This is a genomic window from Paenibacillus sp. JT22N7 (genome assembly GCF_059383875.1).
In genome coordinates this window covers 303,172-325,517 of record NZ_JBXENY010000010.1, presented here as the reverse complement: position 1 = coordinate 325,517, position 22,346 = coordinate 303,172, and the positions used below count along the sequence as shown (strand labels likewise).

The window sequence follows — 22,346 nt, the reverse complement described above, 5'->3', positions numbered from 1 at the left end:
AGGAGCGGTCGTTGTCGGTGCAGTATTGGCTGGAGCAGCCATTGCGGGAACTGCCGCAGTCGTGAGCCAAGCGGTATCGGATATTGCCCGCGGCGAGGTCAGCGATATGGGGACGTATGTTTCAACGGCCTTTCGAGAGACGGTCATTGGGGCGATATCTGGGGCAGTGTTTGGCCCATTTGGTCCGATGGCGAACCTAGGTGGACGTATGGCGTTTGGTGCGGTGCAGAATGGTTTTGAGAGTGTCATTCGCCAGACAATGGAAGGCAAAGGGTTTAGCTTTGGCACACTGGCGCTGGATATGGGAATCGGCGGTTTAACCGGTGGTATAATGGATTCACGGATCACGAAGGCGATTGGTAGCAAGATCGCTGGTGCGAAAATCGTGAAGACCTTAGGCAACGCATTTGGCGATTCGCTGAATAAAATGACGGGATGGATTGGGAATGCGGCAGATGCGGTTAAAGCGAAACTGATACGTGATGCATTGGATATAAAGGATGCAGCAACTACAGGCTGGAAAAAGCTTCAGAATACTCTGACGAATAAGAAAATGGGTGACAATCTTGTTCCCGCAGGTCCTGGAGGAAATGTTAAACTTCATGAAAGTCCTGATTCTATACCTTCCAGTCCGTCACAGCATCATAAGGATTTCTTTAGCGAATCCGAAGCGGGTAAGAAGGAATTGGCGGATCGTTTGAAGAATGAGGCTGAAGGGACGGGTAATGCTGGTAGTGGGAAAGTCATGTTCGGCGAAGATTGGGATGCATATTTTAAATCTAAATATGGAAATGAAAATGTTACTTGGGAGACTAAGGAGGGAGTAAAGCCTAGTTCGGGAAGTAGAGGTGCTAATTCAAAACCTCCAAAACAAGTTGGGTATGGAGAAACAGATTTAAGCTCTATGGCGAAAAAGTATCGAATTGAAAATCAAATATACGATTTAAGAAATCTTGTAGTAGCAGAGATTGAAATAGATGGTGTTCGTACTCTGAAGGTTTTTGAAAGCACAAAGAGATTAGAAGTAAAGCCAAGTGGAAAAGCACGTGAGAAAAATGTGCATTCTGAAATGGTTCTAATTGAAGAGAAAATTGCCACAGAAAAAAATGGACAGACTTATAAAGTCTATCGTGTGTATACCGAAAGGGAACCTTGTATTATTGAGGGTCATAATTGTAAAGATCTTCTTGCTAAAGAATTACCTGATGCTGAAGTTACCTATAGTGTTGGGTACGGGGACAAGGCCTCAAGAGATCAAGGAAATGCTGATTTAGCTAAAGAGCTTGAAAAGTTAAAGGAGTGAGAATATGGATTTTGATATTCATGAGATCTGCGATTATTATGACTCTGAAATACGAGACTATGACTACTTTGAATTAGTAAGTCTTGGTATAAGTCATGATAATGCTGACTTTATGGTTAGTATTGGAGTTCCAGAGGAATTTGATGATTTTGTATTCTATGGAACAGATACTATACAAATAACGTTTATTGATGGTGTGAGATTAATTAAAATCGGTCATTATGCGAGTTATGGGATGCTTAACTCGAAGGGGCTGTACTTAAAAGATGGTAATGATGGACTTTTTACTACTTCATCCCTTCATCATCCCCAAATTTATATGCTTAATAAAAACTTGAGAACATTTTTTTTGTTTCATTTAATTAGGAATGAAGTGGCAACGAAAATGAGACAAGAAGGTGAATATAGTACACAAAAATATGCGCGTGAATTACGTAGGTTGTATGACCAATTTGATCCCGCAACAATGAAAGATGTTGAAGGATATTGGTCACATCTGATAGAAGACTATGAAACCGGATTATGAAACCTTATAAAAAGAGTAATGGATTTTATCAAGAAATATCCGTCAATAATTTGGTAAAACCTTTGTCCAAAACAATCAATAATGCCACAATGCGAGCTAGCAACTCGTTTTGTGGTTTTTTTATAAGCCGCTATCCATCTTTTTGTCGACAAAGACGGTGTAATCGTGGAGCAATACAAACTGGAACAACGTTGGGTGAAAGAAGATCAATTTTTCTACGAAGGGAGCCGCGACCATGAAAAACAGTATGGCGAAGAGCGTTCATTAGGCAGGAAGTCACAGCATATTAAGATTTATCGAACGAATTTGCAGAACATACTCAGTGAGCTAGATTTATCGAAGTATCTACATTATGTGTTGTTTTCTTGCATGGCATACGGACCCTGGCATGAGTTAAGGGGCGGAGGCACTGAGCGGATATGTGCATTCGAATGTGTTGAAGGCATTGTAGCTGACGCTGAGTTTGTTGATGGGGCGGCGTAGGTTAAAGGTGAGGTTTCTGGCGGGACGGATGAGGTCAAGCACATCCTGGATGATCCACCGCTGCCTACAGATTCGCCTTAGGGGACGGGTAATGGTATTTTATCCAAATCAGATTTAGGAAAGAAAATAGGAGAAGGCGGTAACAAAGAAGTTTTTGAATATGTGATGATAAAGTTGTCGCAGTATTAAAAGATAAGAAACCAATAGCTGAAATTGATGAAGAGTTGAAAATGCTCGATCAATTAAACGAACTGGGGTTACCAACTGTTCCTAGAGAGAAAATATTAATCGATGGAAGGCCAGGAATTGTTATGGACAAATATGCTCAAGGTTCAAAAGATATTGTTGCATTAAGCGATAAAAAAATACAAATTGTTGATGGAGCTGATACAAAACTTCTCAATCAGAATAGCATTAAGGACTTGGAAATATTAAAAAAATAATGATAGATAAATAAATAAAAATTGATGATCTGCATTTTTAATTAAAGAAGATGGGCAGATTGTTATTGTAGACCCACTCAAAGTTTATACAAAAACAAAACCTTCTAATAACAACTTGAAAATGATTAATTTACTTATTGAAGTAGCTAAAAATAAATGAGGTGCAATTTATGAAAAATAACTTTTTTGAATCATCTTTCCCTTCTGCCAAAAGAAATTTACTTGATTTATTAATTGGGACAAGAGTTAAAAATTTAATTCGATATAGCTGGTGGAGGAAAGAAGATTCAGCAACTGAATGTGAAATAAATAAAATGGATGTATTTTCTCTTACAACAGGACCCTTTTGTATTGAGTTTGAGCCAAATGTATCAATAGGATTCAGTAGTAATGTTAAAGTTAGTAGTGTAATATTATGGGCTGAAAGCATCGATGGAGAAGAAACTGATGACCTAATGAAGAATGATAAAGAACTCTTTCCAATAGAAGCATATGACCAAGAATATTCTGAAGATTATTTTGAAAATATTATTGGTCAGAGTTTAATTAGATACGAAATAATTAAAATTGAAACAACAAATGCTTTGCAATGGGATCACCCTAGAGAAGTTGGACTTGTATTGTTTTTTTCTAATGATAGCCACATTGTTTTATCGCATCAATTAACAAATGTCGTATCCGATGATTTTACAGTAATCCGCTGGCATCAAGTTGATAAAGACGAAACATACCCTCTATTGTACAAAATGAGTGAATTTTGGGATTAGAATGTTAGGAATCACTTGATTGATGGTGTTATCCAAAATAACCTGTAATAATTTATGAAATGCTCGTATAAAAATTTGCTAACTTCGCTTGCACATCAATGCTAGAATTTTATATCCGACAGATTGTCAAGCCAAGTGCGACACTTCAACCTGAAAAGCTTCGTGTGCGGTTTTCCATCCTAGACACTTTCGAGGACGGTTATTAATAAAGAACAACGCGCACGCTAATTCCTCTTCTGTAACGTCTGCGAAATCATAGCCCTTAGGAAAGAACTCTCTTAGCAGTCCGTTCGCATTTTCATTCGTGCCTCGCTGCCAAGAGGAATAAGGATCGGCAAAATACACCTTCATGCCATGCAAAGCAGTTAGGCGTTCGTGGCAGGTAAACTCTTTACCACGATCAACGGTAGCCGTTACGAAGGCAGTTGCCGGGATCGATAGGACAGCCTGTTTATAAGCCCTCTCCATGGAAGAGGCTGTACGATCCTGCATTTTAATCGCGTGGTAGAACCTTGGTTTACGCTCAGCGAATGTAGCTACGCAGGCTTTGCTTTTTCCACGACTAGAAACAACCGTATCCAGTTCCCAGTGCCCAAAGGTCTCACGCTTACGTATCTCTTTGGAGCGCTGGTGAATGGACAACCCGATTGTAAAACGTCCGCGCTTCTCCAGCGGTTGACGACGTTTCCCTTTATGCCTTAGAAAAGCTGTATTTCCTTTAACGAGCTTTCCTTGGTATAGCCATCGGTAGATCGTTTTATGGCATACATGAAGATGGAGATCGTCCCGCTTCATCCTGCCTTCAATCTGTTCAGGAGACCAGGTCTCCGCGAGCCTCATCGTGATGTACCGCTGCCTTCAGCATTCCATTTACCCAAGGGCTTACAACTTGCTCGCTTGGCCATGTACAATGCTTGTGCTCGATTCGCACAGTAAGATTCTCTTGTTTCTTGACGTTTGAGTTCACGGGATATGCTGGAATGATGACGCCCGAGCTTACGTGCAATGGCTCTAGCGGACCATCCCAATTGATCGAGTATTTCTAGCTGGCTTCGCTCTCTTGTGGTAAGATGTTGGTAGCTCATGGCTGATTCTCCTGTGTAGGGGTAGTGTGGTAACTTCATTCTACACACGAATCGGTCATGGGTCATTTTTATGTGTCGCACTTCATATTACAATCTGTCAATTATAAATCTCAAAAAAATTCTCTAACACTAACAAGGAGAAAGTAACACATATGGATAAAATTCAAATCGGAAAAGAAATACGCTCTGCAATCAAGCGTGGAGATACTCAAAGAGTAATGGAGTTAATAGGGACAAATGCTGAATTACTTCATATGATGACTCCTTTTGGAACGTGGCTTCACGTAGCTGCATCCAAAGGACAGCTTGAAATTGTTAAGCGACTTATAGACATTGGTGCTGATATGAACAAGCAAGGCGGGGTATTTAATGGCGGGGCCATAAATGAAGCCGCCTCAAATGGACATTTTGAGATAGTTAGATATTTCGTAGCTAATGGTGCTGATTTAGATGTAAGTGAGCCAGAGAAAAATCCTTTGTTCGGTGCCATTAGCAATGGACATGTACATATTGCAAAACTTTTAATAGAGAGTGGCATGGATACTAGTGTCAAGTATAGTGGTGAAGTGATGAAAAACACAGATGCCCTAGCTTTTGCACGTAAAATGGGACAAACGGATATTGTTCATTTATTAAACGTTAACGATATCAATGAAAATGAAATAGATAGCACTACTATGATCGAGCAAAATAGTCATGATGAAATCATTAAGCATGTATCCGAATTTTTCGGAGAGACCATGGAAACCATGGAAACCATGGAAACCATTAGCGAAATTGTGCCCGGAAGCAGAGTAGCCATCAATATCCATATAATACCGCCATCTAATAAAAGAGATTTCGCAACTCTTTTTACAACAGGTATGAGCGATCTGCCTATGGATGATTCCGATGAGGCTAATGATTTTAAATATGCAGAATTGTTACTGAAGCTGCCGTCAAATTGGACCATAAATAAAAAGGCAATGAGTGATTCTAATCAATACTGGCCATTAGGGTGGTTAAGAAAAACAGCGCATATCCCACATATGTATGATGGTTGGTTAACGGATGGCGTTATATTGCCTAATGGAGAACCTCCCCAGCCATTTTCAGCCAATACAAAATTGTCGTGTATGATGGTTTGTAATCCTCAGGAACAGGGTTTGAAAAATTTATTAGATAAGCAAGGGAGATTAATTCATTTTTATACGTTAGTGCCTATATTTGAAGAGGAAAGAAAGCTTGCTTTGGAAAAAGGGTGCGATTATTTAATCGGCTTATTGTTAGAAAAAGGAATAACGGATGTTCTTGATATTTACAGAGAAAATGTGAGTATTACATGAAAAATTTGGCGGACACAGCAGCAGCTACTTCAACCGAATCAAGGGTAAAGGCACAGGCTGCGGACACAGGGGCCGCTAATACGCTGCCGTAAGCCATTTTGAAGGGGAATTGAGGGCAATAGCGGATTTCCTGTCCGCTTACGTCCTAAAATTGGGTTAAAAGCCAGAATAGCGGAACCTCAGTCCTCCAAAAGAGCAGGCAGCCTCCCGAACTGCGTGGTGTTAGCCCCAGCCATAGACACCGCCCCAATGATCTCAGTAACAAATGCAGGCTGCGATCCCTTTAGCCATGAATCGTCAGATGAGATTGGCCTCGAATAAGCGCTAAGCAACCAGCAGCAGACCGTCTCCGCTTTGCATACACACCCTAAAACAATAAAATCGAATTCAAAGGAGAATTTATGAAAACAGTAAAAGAATTCTACGATGAACAAATAGCTGAAATAGCTTGGTTTAGCAAGTGTGGGGAAGAGGCGGATCTTATTCTCCATTCTGAGTATTCTTGTCTAAATAACTGGAGAGAGGCAGAGAAAAGCCTCAACTCTAGATGGGATAACTTCAAATTAGAAATTAGAAACGGTCTAACCGTAGCTCTGCATAAGGAACATCTTGACGCCTATAGACAGTGGAATAGCATAACAATTGAAGCCAAAAAGCTTTTGAAAAATGGAGTCTTGAATGATATCTCCTTGTACGCCAAAAATAATCATCTAAACGAATCGGTATATGAAAGTGTGGAGTGGGACCTGCTTGCAGCTATGATGGAGCATGCCTATAGCCCTTATATCAAGCCTGGATTTTATACGCAACTGTTAAAAGTATATCAATCAGGTCATATCCCATGCGGCTGGAAAGGAAAATGGCCAGAAGGCCAGTTATTAGTATTTTAGAATTTAGTATTTTAGTGTTTTGGCAATTTATTATTTTAGTGGATTATAGCAAGCTGGCTATTTGTTGATGACAATGAGCTCATTCGGTCTGAAATTCGTAACGATACAGCGTTCATCCTCATAAATGGCAACGCCGCTCCAGAGATCATACGGATACAGGCTCCAGTCGCCCTCTCCAAACGAGGTGACGTAGCAGATAAGCTCGCCGGTCAGCATGTCAAAGCGCCCTAGGTTAAAGGTTCGATCAGCCGTTTGGCATACGACAAGAAATTCGGCTTCACTGCGAATATGGCAAGCCTGCATGCGGGTCAGCTGTCTGGACCAAAGCTTTTTCTTCGGAGATAGCTCCACAAGCTGGAGCCTATGATCCGTATTTCCGTCGTAGAACAACGCTTGTCCTGCGAAAAAAGCTTGCTGCGGCCGCGAACCGGCCTTTTTCTTCATTTTCCATTCGGGCTCATTGCTCTCCAAATTGAAAGCGATAATCTCGCCCGCATAGCTGCTGGAAACCATCAGCTGCCCGTGAAAATGCGGAGCTGCAGCGATCGCCCAGCCGCCCGCATACTTGAATTCATGGGCGATGTCCCATTGGTTTGGGACGATCTCAATGATTTTGGAGCTTCCGGTAGCTGCGAAGTATCTGCCTTGATGCTTTTGAATAGCAGAGTCCAGCCATTTAACCCGATGTTTTCGTTTAGACAGCGTTTTGCCAGTCAACGGGTCAACGGTTTGGATTTCCGTGCCGCGGCAGCAGAAAAGCGTACCGTCGATTAAAGACAGGTTATTGCTATTAAGCTCTTTAAAAGCTTTGGACCAAAGTTCGGCGCCGGTATCCCGATCAAGCGAGCTCCAGCTGTAGCGGGAAGCGATAATGATCCTATTTTCCAACAGTAGAGGGGCTGCGTTGATTTCATCACATAATCCCGCATGATTCGGCAGCGTATAACGCCAGACGATTTCACCAGTCAGCCTATTAACAGCGGCAAGCTCGCCAGCAAGCACTTGGGGCGCTTGCGGCTTATTTTTGTTCAAAGCGACATAAATGATGTCTCCATCTACCGTAAAATAAGACGGCTCACAAAAGTCATCGTTATCTCCAACTAGTGATATCTGAAATACGTTCATGCTCCACGATCAGTCCTTTCCTATCCATCGAAAATAAGGGGCTATTATGTAGTACCCAATAATCGCCGCAGCTTCTCCTCCGTCCCTGATCCTTCCAACGGGGTATAGACGGTGCAGCGCAGGTCTACGCTGCCGAGCACTTGGAAGGACGTCAGCGCGAACAGCATTTTGCTCGTTTTGGAGTGGCGGAATTCGATCGTGACCTCCGGTGAGCGGCTGACCTGGCTGCGCTGCCATAATGCTTCAAATTCAGGATGGAGCCGCGACATTTCCTCGATAAAATGGTCATACCATTCATCGCCCATATATTGGCCGTAATAGGTGCGGAAGATCGCAAGGTAGCCTTCCACGAACGTTTCCCAATTGACAGCCAGACTGCGCAGCTCCTTGCGGGTAAACAGGAGGCGAATCAGGTTCCGCTCGGCATAGGGAATCGATTTGAAATCGACAAATACATGCGCCGCAGCCTCGTTCCAGCCGACAATATGGCAATGCCGATCGGAAATAATCGTTGGACAATAGCGAAGCTCCGTTAAGATCCGCTGCAACGAAGGGCTAAGCTTAAGCTCCTCCTCTTCCAGCTTCAAGCCGCCTCCGCCCGTCCCCGCATGATGGCCAAACGCCAGCCCAAAAATATAGTCGCGTTCATCCGCTGTCAGCAGCAGCGCGCTTGCAATCGACTCCAGCACTTGGGTGGATACATGAATGTTCCGCCCCTGCTCCAGCCACGTGTACCAGGTTGCGCTGACGTTCGCGAGCTGCGCCACTTCCTCCCTGCGCAGTCCCGGCGTGCGACGGCGAATGCCAGCCGGCAAGCCCACTGCCTGCGGCTTAATTCCAGCGCGCTTCGCCTTCAGAAAAGACGCAAGCGCTTCTAGCCGAATACGATCGGACAAAACTCTCAAACCCTTCCCATTACGCTGTTATTTGTTATTGTAGTATAGCCAATACTAGGATAAACGACAACTTGTAATAGGATAATTCGTTTGCCATAATACAATCAATCGAGATAAGCAGTTTATGATTGGAAAGCGGGGAACAAATGATGAATAGAGTCGTTGTGACAGGGCTTGGTGTCGTATCGCCATTAGGAGTAGGAGTAGAGACGTTTTGGCAAGGAATGCTTGCGGGAAAATCGGGCATTGGCCCTATCGATACATTCGATGCATCGAACCATAAGACGCATTTCGCCGGTCTAGTGCGGGATTTTAATCCGGAGGAGCGGTTTGGGAAAAAAGAAGCCCGCAAAATGGACCGCTTCACCCAGTTTGGCCTCGCGGCAGCGGAAGAGGCGCTTGCCGATTCGGGCTTGCAGCTGGAGCAGTTGGACCGTGAGCGGCTTGCGGTATATGTCGGCTCTGGCATTGGCGGTCTGCAGACGCTGCAGGATAACGAAGGGCAGCTGCGCCAGCGCGGGCCAGGCCGGGTCAGTCCGCTGCTCGTGCCAATGATGATTGCCAATATGGCAGCTGCGCAAATCAGCATTAGGCTTGGCTCGCTCGGCCCGACGCTTGCGCCAGTTACTGCCTGCTCTGTGGGCAATACCGCCATTGGCGAGGCGTTCCGCCTCATTCGCGGCGGCTGGGCGGACGTTGTGTTTGCCGGAGGCTCAGAGGCAGCCGTAACGGATATTGCGGTTGCAGGCTTCGGCAATGCGACCGCGATTTCAACTCGCAACGAAGAGCCGGAGCGGGCAAGCCGTCCTTTTGACAGCGGCCGGGATGGCTTTGTGATGTCGGAGGGAGCGGGCATTATGGTGCTGGAATCGCTTGAGCATGCGCAAAGCAGAGGAGCACGCATTTATGCAGAGGTAGTAGGCTATGGAGCGACCTCGGATGCTTATCATATCGTAGCGACCCCGCCTGATGGAGATGGGGCCTACCGGGCAATGAAGCTTGCGCTGCAGGAAGCGGGACTAGCACCTGCGGATGTGGATGTGATTAGCGCGCATGCCACTAGTACTGAGGTTGGCGATCGCTCGGAGGCTTCGGCGATTCGCCGCTTGTTTGCAGCCGATGGCAAGCAGCCGCCAGCTGTCACGGCGACGAAGTCGATGCTGGGGCATATGCTCGGGGCATCGGGAGGCGCCCAGGCGATTGCCCTCGCCAAAGGCTTGCAGGAAGGCGTCATTACGCCGACGATCAACTACGAGCAGGCGGACCCGGCCTGCGGAGATTTAGACATCGTAGCGAACGAAGCGCGCCGTGCAAATATAAAGGTCGGCCTCACGAACTCCTTCGGCTTTGGCGGCCATAATGCGGTCATTGCGATGCGCAAATTTGAGGAGTAACCATAAACACTAGGAGAAATATTCTAAATGAACAGCTGTAGCGCAAGGTCAAGCTGAGCTTCTATATGATTTTTTTGTTCCCCCAATGAGCAGCGGCTGAATCGCCTGCTGCTCATTGGGGGCTCTTTATTTCTTCAAGCATTCATCCGCATAAATTGGGGGATAAGCACATTCAGCTCTTTAATAAAAGCTTCGCAAGCGAGCGATTGCTTCTTTTTGGCATGCAGCCAGTAAAAATCGACGGGATGCTCGACCTGAAGCGGGATCGGAACGATATGCCCGGTCATGACGTAAGGATCATTTTTCAAGGAAATATCCAAATAAAAGCCGATGCCGAGTCCCTCGCTGATGACCCGTTTAGAAACCTCGGAATGCTTGGAATGAAAAATTTCCCGGCTCGTGCCATACGCCTGAAGCTCCTCCTTCATACGCTCCGAGGTGCTGATAATCGAATGCTTCCCAATTTCCTCCATGGAAAGGCTCTCTTTGTAGGCCAAAGGCGACTTGCCTCCAACGCATGCCATAATTTTGCATGTTAAAAACTTTTCGGCGACCAGATTTTTAAAGGACATTTCCTCCGGCGTTCCAATAAGTCCCACATCCCAGTCTCCGCTCAACAGCCGCTCTTCTATTTCGCTAGGATGGCTTTCTGTAATTTCCAGCTCAACAAGCGGATATTTCTCTGAGTAATGGGTGAGCAGCTTGGGCAAAAAGCTGGTGCAAGCCCCGAAGGTCGCCCCGATGACAAGCCGTTCGTTCAGAAGCGAGCTGTTCAGCTTGGCCGTCTCTGTGAAGTTATCCCAGCGCGACAAAATATCCTCAGCCATCTGAATCAGGTTATTGCCCACAGCAGTCGGGCGGGTTCCCGAGCGGGTGCGGGTAAAAATCGCCAGGCCGATCTCATTTTCCAAGGCGGCTATCGAGTTGCTGATGTTGGGCTGCGACAAGTGAAGCTTCTCCGCAGCCAGAGTAATGGAACCGCTATGCGCTACCTCGACTAAATATCTCAATTGTTCAATACGCATATTAGATCACCTCTTCTGTCATAAGCTCGGGTTATGGAAACATTGTTTTTATATATTTTACATTGTAATTAGGAATGTGTAACATTTCAATTAATAAATCCTTGCAATCCAATCGGAAATTACAAAATTACGATAAGGCTTAAGACTGTTAACAGGAAAACGCAAGACTGGCAGCCATTCAGCAGCATGACATTCATTAGAGAGGTTGTGAAAAATAGTTATGGCAGACAAACTCGCTCCTTTTCGTTTTGCCAAAAGAGTGCCGCAGCAGGCGCCGATGGGGGCGGCGCAAGCGTCCAATCGCACCGATGTCGTTCCGTTATCCTACGGCTCTCCAGCATCGGCCTCATTTCCCTATGATGCGCTCCAGCAGGCGGCATCTGATGCCATACAAACGCAGGGCCACGCTGCCCTGCAATATTCGGGAGCGGATGGCCCGGCTGTCGTTCGACAATGGATTGCCGAGCGATCCGTCTTGCGGGGAATCCATGCCGCTCCGCAGGAGGTGCTCGTCACCTACGGCTCAGGGCAGGCGATCGATTTTGCTTGCCGGGCTATTTTGGAGCCGGGGGATCACGTCTGGGTAGAGGCCCCAACCTTCTTCGGTGCTCTGAATACGTTTCGCTCCAGCGAGGCGGTGCTTACCTCGTTCCCCATTGATGAGCAGGGCCTCAGAGTCGATTTGGTGGAGGAAGCGCTTGAGCAGTCGGCCCGTGCAAATTTGCCGCTTCCGAAGCTGCTGTACTGCATTCCGAATTATCATAATCCGGGCGGAATCAGCTTATCCCTTTCCCGCCGCAAGCGCCTTGCCGAGCTGGCGTTGGCCTATAATTTTTTCATTCTGGAAGATGATGCTTACTCGGAGCTGAATTTTGGAGCTGTCTATTTGCCAGCTATTTATAGCTTTGCCCCGCAAAGAACGATTTACTTGGGCACATTCTCAAAGACGATTGCTCCAAGCATAAGGTTGGGCTGGGCGATCGCGTCGCAGGATACCGCAGGCAAGCTGGGCTCCTTCTTTCATGGAAGCCGGGCCAGCGCATTTACCCAGCAGATTATCGGAAATTTACTAAGCGGCTATTCGCTTGAGACGCATATCGAGCAGCTCATTGCCCGATACCGGGAGCAGCGTGACAGCATGCTTGCTGCACTGGACAAGCATTTAAATGGAGTGGTGGAATATGCGGTTCCCGAAGGCGGATTTTTCGTCTGGCTTCGGTTTAAGGAAGAGGTGGACACCGGGGAGCTTGTAACGTATGCCACTGAGCGCGGAGTCAGCTTCATTGATGGTCGGCAGTTTTATTTATCGCCGGAGGACGGTAAGCGCTACGCCAGATTATCGTTCAGCTACTGCGAGGGGGAGGTGCTTGAGCTCGGCATTATCCGGTTAGCTGAAGCGTATCAGGATTATCGGGACGATCAGGCAGCTCAAACCGTTTGAAAAGCTTGAAAAATTTAAAAAGCATACAAAGTATAAGTTTTGACACAGAATTTACTACATCCAAAGGCGGCGTTTCAGCCAGCAAATCAGGAGGAATTATAAATGAAAGCAAAATGGACAACTAGAATGAGCTATTTAATTTTTGCAGCTATGGTGCTGCTGCTAGCGGCATGCGGCAGCCAGCAGCAGGAAGCGGCGGGTACGAATGCTGCGGCTTCGGCAGAGGTAGCCGCTGCACCTGCAAGTGCGGAGCCGACTTCATCATCTGCTGCGACGGAGCAAGATGCAGATAAATACAAAGGCGTTGTCGTCCACCTTGAGGGCAGCCAGGTCGGCCCCATGATCGTAGGCAAGGAAAAGGGCTGGTTCGCGGAAGAGATCGGCAAATACGGCGCAACCGTCGAGTTTCAGACGCTTGCAAGTGCGTCGCAATACAATGAGGCATTGGCGGCGGGCAGACTGGATATCGTCCGTACAGGCTATATTGGCACAATTACAGCTCAAGCGGCCGACATTGCCTTCAAGTCCATTGCCGAAGGCAGCAGCGGAGCACCTGATGCGATTCTTGTTCCGCAGGCAAGCGGCATTCAATCCATTAAAGATTTGAAGGGTAAAACGATCGCTGTTGCGAAAGGAAGCAGCTCATGGGGCTTGCTCCAGCATGCGCTCAAGAAAGAAGGCATTTCGCCAGATGATGTCAAGCTGGTCAACCTTCAGCCTAGCGATGCACAGGCGGCGTACCAAGGCGGACAAGTTGACGCTTGGGTTATTTTTGAACCGTACCGGAGCCAGGAAACGAGCAGCGGGTCATCCCGAATCGTAGCCGAGTCGTCCACAATCGGCTTGTTTACCCCGGGCTATGTCATTTCTCGAACAGAATTCGCGGACCAATATCCTGAGCTTGTAGAGGCTTTTCTCAAAGCCTACCAGAAATCAATTGACTGGCAAAAAGCGAATTTGGACGAGGCGGTTGCCCTGAACGCCAAAATCAAAAATGTGAGCGAGGATACAATTCGGGCATCCATGGCGAATCCAAGCTCTGAGCCGACAAATCTTCCGATTTCGGAGGAAGCGACGAAATTTCAGCAGGAAACGGCCGACCTCATGTTCGAACTGGGTGAAATTAAAACGAAGGTTGATGTGTCCAAAGTTATTGATAACACCTTCATTACGAAAACATTGGCAGATATAAAGGCAGCAGTGAATAAATAATGCAGGATGGAAGTGGCAATGACATGAAGCAATTGAACGAACAAATGAACCTGGGCGCCTTTGTGTTTACTTTTGGCCATCATTTTGCGGCCTGGCGCCATCCGGGTACGGATACGAATGAAATCATTAGTATGGATTTTTACAAGGAATTGGCGGCAAGCGCGGAACGCGGCAAGCTGGATATGCTGTTTCTGGCGGATTCCGGATCAATCCCGCTGAGCGATGCGGAATCGAGCGCCCGCTTCGTCTACCCGGAAGCGACTGCCGTGCTTGGCGCGCTCGCTGCGATCACGGATAAAATCGGCATTGCGGCAACCGTATCTACGACATTCAATGATCCTTACAATGTCGCACGTCGGTTTTCGACGCTGGATCATCTCAGCAAAGGGCGCGCCGCCTGGAATGTGGTCACCTCGACCAAGGAGGGAGACGCGCTGAATTACAGCATGGAGAGGCTGCCGGAGCATGGCAGCAGGTATGATAGAGCGCGGGAATTTTTAGATGTAACGAATGCGCTATGGGATAGCTGGGAGGATGACGCCCTTCTATGGGACAAGAAAGCAGGCTTGTTTGCTGACAAGGAGAAGGTGCATCTGCTGGAGCACCGCGGCGAGTCCTTCTCGGTGCTGGGGCCGCTTAATATTCCAAGGTCTCCGCAGGGACGCCCGGTCATTATTCAGGCAGGGACTTCCCCTGCTGGATCACGGTTCGCAGCAAGCGGGGCGGATGTTGTGTTTACAGCATGCGAGGATAAAGAAGAATCGATCCGCTTCTATAAGCATGTGAAGGGGCTGCTTCCCGAATTCGGGAGAGAGGCAAGCGATGTGAAAATATTGCCCGGCCTGATGTATTTTGTAGGTGCGACTGAAGCCGAGGCAAAGGCGAAGGAAGAGGAGTTTTACGAGCTGATATTGCCATCCGCAGGCGTCACGTATTTATCACGAATGCTGAATGTGGATTTATCGGGCTATTCCATTGATGAGCAGCTGCCGGATATCCCGCTTGAGGGCAATACTAGCCGGGCGAAAATCATCGTGGAGACGGCGCGGAGAACGAAGCAGACGATTCGCGAGCTTGGCTTGCATTTTGCCGTAGCCCGTGGACATATGAAGGTGCGAGGCACGCCGGAGCAAATTGCCGATGTCATGGAGGATTGGTTCCGCAGCGCAGCCTGCGACGGCTTCAATATTATGCCGCCGCTACTGCCGGGGGGCATGGGAGAATTTGTCGATCAGGTCGTTCCCGTCCTGCAGCGCAGAGGCTTGTTCCGCACCGAATACGCGGGAAATACGCTGCGGGACCACCTGGGGCTCCGCCGTCCAATCAGCCAGTTCGCAGCAACCGTCAATACGGCGAAGGAGGGATAGCTGAAAATGAGCGATACGCCAAAACAATTAAAGCTGGGCTTGTTTATTCAAAGCACGGGGCATCACGCCGCTGCATGGAGGCATCCTGAGACGGCTACGCTCCAAAGCCACAACGTTCGCTATTATCAACAGCTTGCCAAGACGGCAGAGCGAGGGAAGTTTGATCTGATGTTTCTGGCCGATGATCTCGCCGTTCCGCTGCCATACAAATCGGCCTTGACCGACCGCTATGGCAAGCTGGAGCCGCTGACGCTGCTGTCGAATCTGGCTGCTGTAACGGAGCATATCGGCCTCGCGGCTACCTTCTCGACTACCTTTAATGAGCCCTATCATGCTGCGCGCAAATTCGCATCCCTTGATCATATTAGCGATGGCAGGGCGGCCTGGAACGTCGTAACGTCGGCGCTGAATGACGAAGCCCACAATTTTGGCCAGGATGAAATTCTTGATCATGAGCTTCGTTATGAGCGGGCGGATGAATTTTTCCAGGTGGCGTCCGGTTTATGGGATAGCTGGGATGAGGATGCGGTGCAGGCGGATAAGGAGAGCGGCGAGTATTTTGACTTGGATAAAGTACATGTGCTGAACCATCAAGGGACATTTTTCTCCGTACAGGGGCCGCTGAACGTAGCCCGTCCCGTGCAAGGGCGTCCGGTCATTATTCAGGCGGGATCATCCGGGACTGGGCAGCAATTCGCGGCAAAAAATGCCGATGTCGTATTCACGGTGCAAAATCAGTTGGACAGCGCAAAGAAATTTTATAAGCAAGTAAAAGAACTCGCGGAAGCAAACGGCCGCTCCCGTGATGACATTAAAATAATGCCCGGCTTGTTCCCTATTATAGGGGACACACAGGAAGAAGCCGAAGCGAACTACCAGCAGCTTCAACAGCTGGTGGACCGCAAAATCGGTACTGCCTTGCTAGGCGGCGTATTCGATAATATTGATCTTTCGGGCTATGGCGACGACGAACCGTTCCCAGAGCTGCAGGAGGCTGGCGGCACTCGCAGCCGTTTTCAGCTGGTGATGGAGACGGCTAGAAGAGAAGGCTTGACGGTGAGGGAAGTCTATTTGCGGTTTGCTTCGGCAAGGGGTCATCTTACCGTGATTGGAACGCCCGAACAAATTGCGGACCAGATGGAAGTATGGCTGCGCGAGGAGGCGGCAGATGGCTTTAACATTATGCCGCCCTACATGCCTGGCGGACTGGATAGTTTTGTAGAAAAGATTATTCCGGTGCTTCAGCGGCGCGGCTTGTTTCGCACGGAATATGAAGGCGGCACCTTGCGCGAAAACTTGGGGCTGCGTCGTCCTGCCAGCCGCTATGCCCGGCAAGAAAGCGGCGTGGACGCATGAGCGGCAGCGGCAAGCTGGAATTGATTGCGGTGGACAAAACCTTCAGGGCGGAAAAGCAGAATCATGTGCTCGCTGACATTCATTTGAGTCTGAGTCCCGGCGAATTTGTTACCATCATCGGGCCGAGCGGCTGCGGCAAAAGCACATTGCTCAAAATTATCGCCGGACTCGATGCCGATTACGAGGGTTCCGTGCTGCTTGGTGGGGTCGATACAGGCAAGCCCAGCCGCGACAAAGGGTTTATTTTTCAAGAGCATCGCCTTTTCCCGTGGCTTACGGTGGAGCGGAATATTGCTGCTAATCAATCGCTAAGAAATAAAGAGGTTCGCGGGCAGGTGGATGCGATGATTAAGCTGGTGCGTTTGGAAGGGTTTGAGAAGGCGTATCCGAAGGAGCTGTCTGGCGGGATGTCCCAGCGGGTCGCTATTGCAAGGGCACTTATGCAAAGCCCGCAGGTGCTGCTGCTGGATGAGCCCTTCGGCGCGCTCGACGCCTTCACCCGCACGCATATGCAGGAAGCACTACTGGACATTTGGCGCAATAATCGGGCGACGATGCTGCTCGTCACTCATGATATCGACGAAGCGGTTTTTTTATCCGAAAGAATCGTAGTTATGGATGCTCGGCCAGGGCGAATCAAGCAGATTGTTCGCAATGATTTGCCCTATCCGCGCACGCGGCATAGCCAAGGCTTTCAAGAGCTGCGTTCTCAAGTCATGCGAGTGCTGGAGAAGCAGGAGGAGCCAGAGGAAAACTGGGTCATTTAAAGCTGGAGGCATCGTGATACCAACATGAAGGAGATAATATGAAACAATCAGGAAAATGGTGGAAAGGGGCTGTTATCCCGGTCTGCGTGCTGCTTCTATGGCAGTGGGCGTCTTGGTCGGGAGCGGCAGACCCTAAGCTTTTTCCAGCACCAAGCTCCATTTTTGGGGATCTGTTCGCGATGCTCCTTTCAGGGGAATTGTACTATCATATCCGCATTAGCGTCGTGCGCGCCGCGCTCGGCTTTTTACTGGGCGGGAGCTTGGGGCTGCTTATTGGCTTATTGGTTGGCATGTATGTAAAAGTCGAGGAATTGGTTGATCCTACCGTACAGATGCTGCGGACCGTGCCTTTGCTCTCAATTACTCCTTTGTTCATTTTGTGGTTTGGTTTTGGCGAGCTGTCCAAGGTGCTGTTGATTGCAATGGGTGCGTTTTTCCCGCTGTATGTGAACACCTTTCTCGGTGTCAGGGGTGTCGATAAAAAGCTGTTCGACGTAGCGCGCGTGCTTGAGTTTAGCCGTTACAAGCAGGTGACGAAGCTGATGCTCCCCGCCGCCTTGCCCAACGTGTTGCTGGGCCTTCGCCTATCGCTCAGCATAGCTTGGCTGTGCCTCGTTGTAGCTGAATTAATGGGAGCCGACAGCGGCGTCGGCTATCTGATTCAGGATGCCAGATCGTATGTGCGGACAGGCGCCGTGTTCGTTGGCATTTTCGTGTTTGCCGCTGTTGGCAAGCTGGCCGACTCGGCCGTACGATTGCTGGAGCGCCGACTGCTGAAGTGGCAGGATAACTACCGGGGATAATGCAAAAAAACAACCCATACCGCTCATTCGTCCCGCAAATCAGTTATAATAAAACGATAGCAAGCGGAAAATACGGCCCTTCGGAGCTGGAGACGAAAAGGACGATGAGAGATGGGAAGAGAGCTGGTAATCGGGCTTGATCTGGGGACAACCAGCGTGAAAGCTTGTATTTTTGATCGAAACGGCCATTTGGTCGCAGATGTGGAGAAAATGAATACGTTCTACTACCCGCAGCAAGGCTGGGTGGAGCAAAGCCCGGTAGAAATCGAGCGCTCGGCCGTGCTCGCTATTAGAGAAGCGATTGAGAAGGCGAAGGTAGAGGAAGGCGAGCTGCTGGCGCTCGGTTTTTCGGCGGCGATGCATGCGATTCTGACGCTTGACGCAGCTGGCAATCCGACTTCTCCGGCGATTATTTGGGCGGATGGAAGAAGCGCGGGCCAGGCGGAAGCGCTGCTGGAAGCAAGCGGGGAGCAGGTGTACAAGGCGACGGGAACGCCGATTCACCCGATGACGCCGCTCATGAAGCTGCTGTGGATGAAAGAAAATAACTATGAGCCTTATGAGCAAGCGAGCTATTTTATGTCGATTAAGGAATATTTGCTTTACTGTTGGTTCGGACAACGCAAAATCGATTATGCGATGGCTTCGGCAACCGGCTTATTCAATCCAGCCAAGCTGGACTGGGAGCCAGAGCTGCTGGCGTTAACGGGCATTTCAGCAGCACAGCTGTCCGAAATCGTGCCGCCAACGGAAATTCTCTCGGGGCTGAATGCGGATATTGCTGCGCAAATGGGCGTCTCAAGGGACCTGCCCTTCGCGATTGGATCTGCGGATGGGCAGCTGTCTAACCTCGGCATTGGCGCGATTCTTCCCGGCGAGGTTGCCGTATCTGTTGGGACGAGCGGGGCAATCCGCCAGCTTACGCATCAGGCGAAGGTGAGCGATAGCCGCGAGACGTTCTGCTACTCTTTTACGAAGGACACGTATATCGTCGGCGGCCCGACGAACAATGGCGGCATTGCGCTGCAATGGCTGAAGGATACGCTGAATTATGAGGGCGGCTACGAGGCTTTTCTGGCTGAGGCTGAAAAGATTGCTCCCGGCGCGGACGGCCTGCTTTTCCTGCCGTATTTGAACGGCGAACGGGCACCGCTGTGGAATCAGCGGGCGAAGGGCAATTTCTACGGCTTAACGATGACCCATGAGCGGGCACACTTAATTCGCGCGGTGCTTGAGGGTGTAACGTTCAACCTGTATCAAATTGGCAAGGCGCTGGAGAAGCTGGCGGGCGCGCCGCAAAAAATGTATGTGAACGGCGGGCTGTCCCGCTCGCCGCTCTGGCTGCAAATGATGGCGGATATTTTCGACGCCGAAATATACGTTTCGGAAAACCATCATAGCGCCGCATGGGGCGCCGCTTGGACTTCATTAGTAGCAACTGGCCATGCGAGCTCCTATGAGGAAATTAAGCAGCATATTCCAATGGACAAGCCTGTTGTGCCGAACCCGGAGATGAGCAAGCGCTACAAAGAAATTTATGCGAATTATGAAAAGCTGGCGAAGACGATGGCAGCCTTTTTCTAAAGGGCAGCCTAATCATTAAGCCGCACCATTTAATAGGCGGGCAGCCGCCAATAAAACAAGCCCCGGCAGCGGTAATAAATCGCTATCGGGGCTTGTTTTATTATTTAAACATAAGCATTAGCCGTTTACGCTTTATTCAGCGAATAGCTGTAGGTATAGCTTTTGCCATCGAGGGCGCTGCGATAGGAGAAGCTGAGGACGCCTTTGGACGTTTCGCCAGTGAAAGCAAGCTCATCGCCATAATAAGGAATGTCGTTCTTTTCCGCATATTCCTGCTCGGCAGCAGACAAGAACTGTTTATAAAGAAGCGTAGCGTTGCCCGTCTTCAAATCGACTAAAGTAAGCAGCCCTGTTTGGTTAGGACGAATAATTAGGTAGCCTTGGCCCATGCCTAGCACGGCATACACTTCATCTTTGCCACCCAGCTTGGGAAGATCATATTCCTCCAAAGTGGCTCCGCTGCTGTCCAGCAGAGATAACGTTTTGCCGTCCGTCAGCAAAGGGTTGTTGTTCATGGCGACGATGTTAGGCTCATAGCGCTTGAAGTATTTCGCAGCAGCTTGCTTGACCAGCTTATGATCTTTAATATAAGCGGCGTGGGATTGGAACTGAACGCTAGGCTCGCCATAGTTGAAGAGAATGGATACCATAAGGCCGCTGGTCCCGATTGCTTTAGTTGAAAGGCCCCAGTAGCCGGCGATGTCTGCATCCAGCTTAAGCTTGCCCGCAAGCTGGGGAATATCGGATTTGCCAAGCGCCGTATACAGATTGCCAGTTGCCGTATCTAGCCATGCTGCGCCGGATTGCAAGCTGCCACCCGTTTGATAAGTGACCTTCTGGTTAATCCCTACTGTGTTATCGGCCTGTTTCCAAGTCACGCTTGCCCCAATGGATTCCGAGAAAAAGCGCAGCGGTACGTAGACATGGCCTTTAATCACTTGAAGCGGGGTGTTCAGCTTGATCTGCTTGCCGTTGTTGATCGCCTCCGTGGACCCGACCTTCAACGTAACCAGATGTCCCGGGTAGCTCATCGTGACGGCTTTGGCTGCTGCATCCCAAGACACAAGGGCTCCTAGCAGCTCGCCAACCTCACGAAGCGGCATATACACCGAGCTTTGTGATATAAAAGGGGCCGATTCGGTCACATAGGAGTTTCCGTTCACCTTAAGCGTTATTTTCTTGGCGGCTGGTGCAACTGCCGCCGCTGTTATGTAATCGCTGCTGCTTACTGGAAGTGCTGCTGATGCAAGAGGCGCTCCCATTAACGAAGCTGCGAGGCTGATTGCTGGAATGACTGTAAAAGCAGTGCGTAAACGTTTCATCCTTATTCCTCCTATTTAAGGTCGTTGCTATTGCCATGCCTTCTAAGCTTAGTCTAAAATTAAAGACGCAGCCACACTACAAATAGTTACAATTTTGGCTGAATAAAATTCGATTTAGTTGTCTAACGTGATGAAGGAATTGACATACTCCAAGTGGAATTCATGTATAATGGCTTTGAAGCAAGGGCTATCATTAGCATAAAATGTTAATTCGGAGGTTTCGCATATGACGGAAATAGCATTATGGCCAGAATCAGCTTATGAAAATGTGGAAGGTGAGCGCCCGTATTTAGTGCCTCATCTTATCAAGTCGGGTAAGCCACTAGCAGCAGTCATCGTGCTTCCAGGCGGCGGTTATCGCTATCGTGCCGATCATGAAGGAGAGCCAATTGCTAAGTGGTTAAATGATTTAGGCTTGCATGCATTTGTTCTTCATTACCGTGTAGCTCCGCATAAGCATCCTATTCCGCTCGGTGACGCGAAGCGCGCCATGCGGATCGTCAGAAGCCAGGCAGCTGAGTTCGGCATTGATCCCGCGCGTATTGGCATACTCGGCTTCTCGGCTGGCGGTCATCTGGCTTCCACAGTCGGCACGCATTTTGATGCCGGAGACAGCAGCAGCTCCGATCCGATCGAACGTGCAAGCAGCCGCCCAGATGCGATGGTTCTGTGTTATCCGGTTATTTCGCTAGGGGAGTTCCGTCACGATGGCTCCTTGGTCCATTTGCTTGGTGATGATGCGCCTGAGGAGCTTCGCAGGGAGCTGTCGAACGAGCTGCAAGTTACGGAGCAGACACCGCCGACCTTCCTCTGGCATTGCGCAGATGACGGGGCCGTTCCGGTCCAGAACAGCTTAATGTTTGCAGCAGCGCTTGCTAGCAGCGGCGTTCCTTATGAAATGCACATTTATGAGAGCGGCGGACATGGCATCGGCCTTGCCTATGACCATCCTGAAGCGCATACTTGGAGCTTATGCTGCGGCAACTGGCTGAAAAAACGCGGCTTTACGGAAGATTTAGAGGTTCAGTAACGATAGCTACAATAGCGAACAGCATGAGTACAGCAGCAGGGCGCAGGAGCGAATTATTCATTCAATCTGAGGATTGGTCCTAAGGGCTTGCTGGCCTGCTGCTATGGGCTTGGGCATTTGGTGCAGCAGCAGTCACAGGGTCTCCGGGAAAAGCCGGAGGCCTTTTTATAAATATAAGCCATTATAAGCGTCACCCTTATAA

General features: G+C 48.8%; 21 protein-coding genes and 1 pseudogene. 17 read left to right on the top strand and 5 right to left on the bottom strand.

The features are described 5' to 3' along the window. From AC50Y5_RS25710 to AC50Y5_RS25685, 6 genes are all read left to right on the top strand, one after another. Positions 1-1,303 (top strand): nucleic acid/nucleotide deaminase domain-containing protein (locus tag AC50Y5_RS25710; RefSeq protein WP_494864142.1); only part of this gene is annotated, 1,303 nt, incomplete at its 5' end. Positions 1,304-1,307: 4 nt separating this feature from the next. Further along, positions 1,308-1,829, top strand: coding sequence for a hypothetical protein (locus AC50Y5_RS25705; RefSeq protein ID WP_494864141.1), 522 nt, complete (start codon positions 1,308-1,310; stop codon positions 1,827-1,829). 165 nt (positions 1,830-1,994) lie between these two features. Then, positions 1,995-2,312: a hypothetical protein gene (locus tag AC50Y5_RS25700; protein ID WP_494864140.1), complete on the top strand. Its 318-nt coding sequence runs from the start codon at positions 1,995-1,997 to the stop codon at positions 2,310-2,312. Between the two features lie 158 nt (positions 2,313-2,470). Continuing rightward, complete coding sequence (locus AC50Y5_RS25695; RefSeq protein ID WP_494864148.1) at positions 2,471-2,755, top strand: hypothetical protein; 285 nt, start codon at positions 2,471-2,473, stop codon at positions 2,753-2,755. A 40-nt stretch (positions 2,756-2,795) separates the two neighbouring features. Continuing rightward, positions 2,796-2,915, top strand: a complete 120-nt coding sequence (locus AC50Y5_RS25690; RefSeq protein WP_494864147.1) for a hypothetical protein — start codon at positions 2,796-2,798, stop codon at positions 2,913-2,915. A gap of 10 nt (positions 2,916-2,925) precedes the next feature. Continuing rightward, positions 2,926-3,522, top strand: coding sequence for a hypothetical protein (locus AC50Y5_RS25685; protein WP_494864139.1), 597 nt, complete (start codon positions 2,926-2,928; stop codon positions 3,520-3,522). A gap of 126 nt (positions 3,523-3,648) precedes the next feature. On the opposite strand, the pseudogene AC50Y5_RS25680 reads toward AC50Y5_RS25685, so the two are convergent. After that, positions 3,649-4,607: pseudogene (locus AC50Y5_RS25680) on the bottom strand (IS30 family transposase). Positions 4,608-4,759: 152 nt separating this feature from the next. Here AC50Y5_RS25680 and AC50Y5_RS25675 point away from each other — a divergent pair. Both AC50Y5_RS25675 and AC50Y5_RS25670 read left to right on the top strand, forming a co-directional pair. Beyond that, a complete protein-coding gene (locus tag AC50Y5_RS25675) occupies positions 4,760-5,932 on the top strand; it encodes a suppressor of fused domain protein (RefSeq protein WP_494864138.1) in 1,173 nt (390 codons plus the stop codon). Positions 5,933-6,333: 401 nt separating this feature from the next. Next, on the top strand, positions 6,334-6,822 hold the full coding sequence (locus AC50Y5_RS25670) for a hypothetical protein (protein WP_494864137.1): 489 nt from the start codon (positions 6,334-6,336) through the stop codon (positions 6,820-6,822). A gap of 57 nt (positions 6,823-6,879) precedes the next feature. On the opposite strand, the gene AC50Y5_RS25665 is transcribed toward AC50Y5_RS25670, so the two are convergent. Both AC50Y5_RS25665 and AC50Y5_RS25660 read right to left on the bottom strand, forming a co-directional pair. Continuing rightward, complete coding sequence (locus tag AC50Y5_RS25665) at positions 6,880-7,947, bottom strand: outer membrane protein assembly factor BamB family protein (protein ID WP_494864136.1); 1,068 nt, start codon at positions 7,945-7,947, stop codon at positions 6,880-6,882. Positions 7,948-7,991: 44 nt separating this feature from the next. Then, positions 7,992-8,843, bottom strand: coding sequence for a helix-turn-helix transcriptional regulator (locus AC50Y5_RS25660; protein ID WP_494864135.1), 852 nt, complete (start codon positions 8,841-8,843; stop codon positions 7,992-7,994). Between the two features lie 149 nt (positions 8,844-8,992). Between AC50Y5_RS25660 and fabF the strand changes: the two genes are divergently transcribed. Next, the gene (gene fabF / locus AC50Y5_RS25655; protein WP_494864146.1) at positions 8,993-10,237 is read left to right on the top strand and encodes a beta-ketoacyl-ACP synthase II; all 1,245 of its coding nucleotides are present in this window, start codon (positions 8,993-8,995) and stop codon (positions 10,235-10,237) included. A gap of 134 nt (positions 10,238-10,371) precedes the next feature. Here the strand turns inward: fabF and AC50Y5_RS25650 are convergent, their stop codons facing one another. Then, the gene (locus tag AC50Y5_RS25650) at positions 10,372-11,262 is read right to left on the bottom strand and encodes a LysR family transcriptional regulator (RefSeq protein WP_056039393.1); all 891 of its coding nucleotides are present in this window, start codon (positions 11,260-11,262) and stop codon (positions 10,372-10,374) included. Positions 11,263-11,482: 220 nt separating this feature from the next. Here AC50Y5_RS25650 and AC50Y5_RS25645 point away from each other — a divergent pair, with 220 nt between their 5' ends. The 7 genes from AC50Y5_RS25645 to AC50Y5_RS25615 all read left to right on the top strand — a co-directional run bounded on the left by AC50Y5_RS25645 (position 11,483) and on the right by AC50Y5_RS25615 (position 19,792). Next, a complete protein-coding gene (locus tag AC50Y5_RS25645) occupies positions 11,483-12,703 on the top strand; it encodes an aminotransferase-like domain-containing protein (RefSeq protein WP_494864134.1) in 1,221 nt (406 codons plus the stop codon). A 102-nt stretch (positions 12,704-12,805) separates the two neighbouring features. Further along, complete coding sequence (locus tag AC50Y5_RS25640; RefSeq protein ID WP_056039399.1) at positions 12,806-13,915, top strand: aliphatic sulfonate ABC transporter substrate-binding protein; 1,110 nt, start codon at positions 12,806-12,808, stop codon at positions 13,913-13,915. 23 nt (positions 13,916-13,938) lie between these two features. After that, on the top strand, positions 13,939-15,282 hold the full coding sequence (locus AC50Y5_RS25635) for an LLM class flavin-dependent oxidoreductase (RefSeq protein WP_056040097.1): 1,344 nt from the start codon (positions 13,939-13,941) through the stop codon (positions 15,280-15,282). Positions 15,283-15,288: 6 nt separating this feature from the next. Continuing rightward, entirely contained in the window at positions 15,289-16,638 is a 1,350-nt protein-coding gene (locus tag AC50Y5_RS25630) for an LLM class flavin-dependent oxidoreductase (RefSeq protein ID WP_056039403.1), read from the top strand. Then, positions 16,635-17,405 (top strand): ABC transporter ATP-binding protein, encoded by a 771-nt coding sequence (locus AC50Y5_RS25625; protein WP_056039406.1) that lies wholly within the window; start codon positions 16,635-16,637, stop codon positions 17,403-17,405. The genes AC50Y5_RS25630 and AC50Y5_RS25625 overlap by 4 nt, the downstream gene beginning before the upstream one ends. Before the next feature lie 38 nt (positions 17,406-17,443). Next, positions 17,444-18,208: an ABC transporter permease gene (locus AC50Y5_RS25620; protein WP_056039409.1), complete on the top strand. Its 765-nt coding sequence runs from the start codon at positions 17,444-17,446 to the stop codon at positions 18,206-18,208. Positions 18,209-18,319: 111 nt separating this feature from the next. After that, positions 18,320-19,792, top strand: a complete 1,473-nt coding sequence (locus tag AC50Y5_RS25615) for a gluconokinase (RefSeq protein ID WP_494864133.1) — start codon at positions 18,320-18,322, stop codon at positions 19,790-19,792. Positions 19,793-19,917: 125 nt separating this feature from the next. On the opposite strand, the gene AC50Y5_RS25610 is transcribed toward AC50Y5_RS25615, so the two are convergent. Beyond that, on the bottom strand, positions 19,918-21,114 hold the full coding sequence (locus tag AC50Y5_RS25610) for a copper amine oxidase N-terminal domain-containing protein (RefSeq protein ID WP_494864132.1): 1,197 nt from the start codon (positions 21,112-21,114) through the stop codon (positions 19,918-19,920). 226 nt (positions 21,115-21,340) lie between these two features. Here AC50Y5_RS25610 and AC50Y5_RS25605 point away from each other — a divergent pair, with 226 nt between their 5' ends. Beyond that, positions 21,341-22,144, top strand: a complete 804-nt coding sequence (locus tag AC50Y5_RS25605) for an alpha/beta hydrolase (RefSeq protein WP_056039418.1) — start codon at positions 21,341-21,343, stop codon at positions 22,142-22,144. Positions 22,145-22,346: the final 202 nt, after the last annotated feature.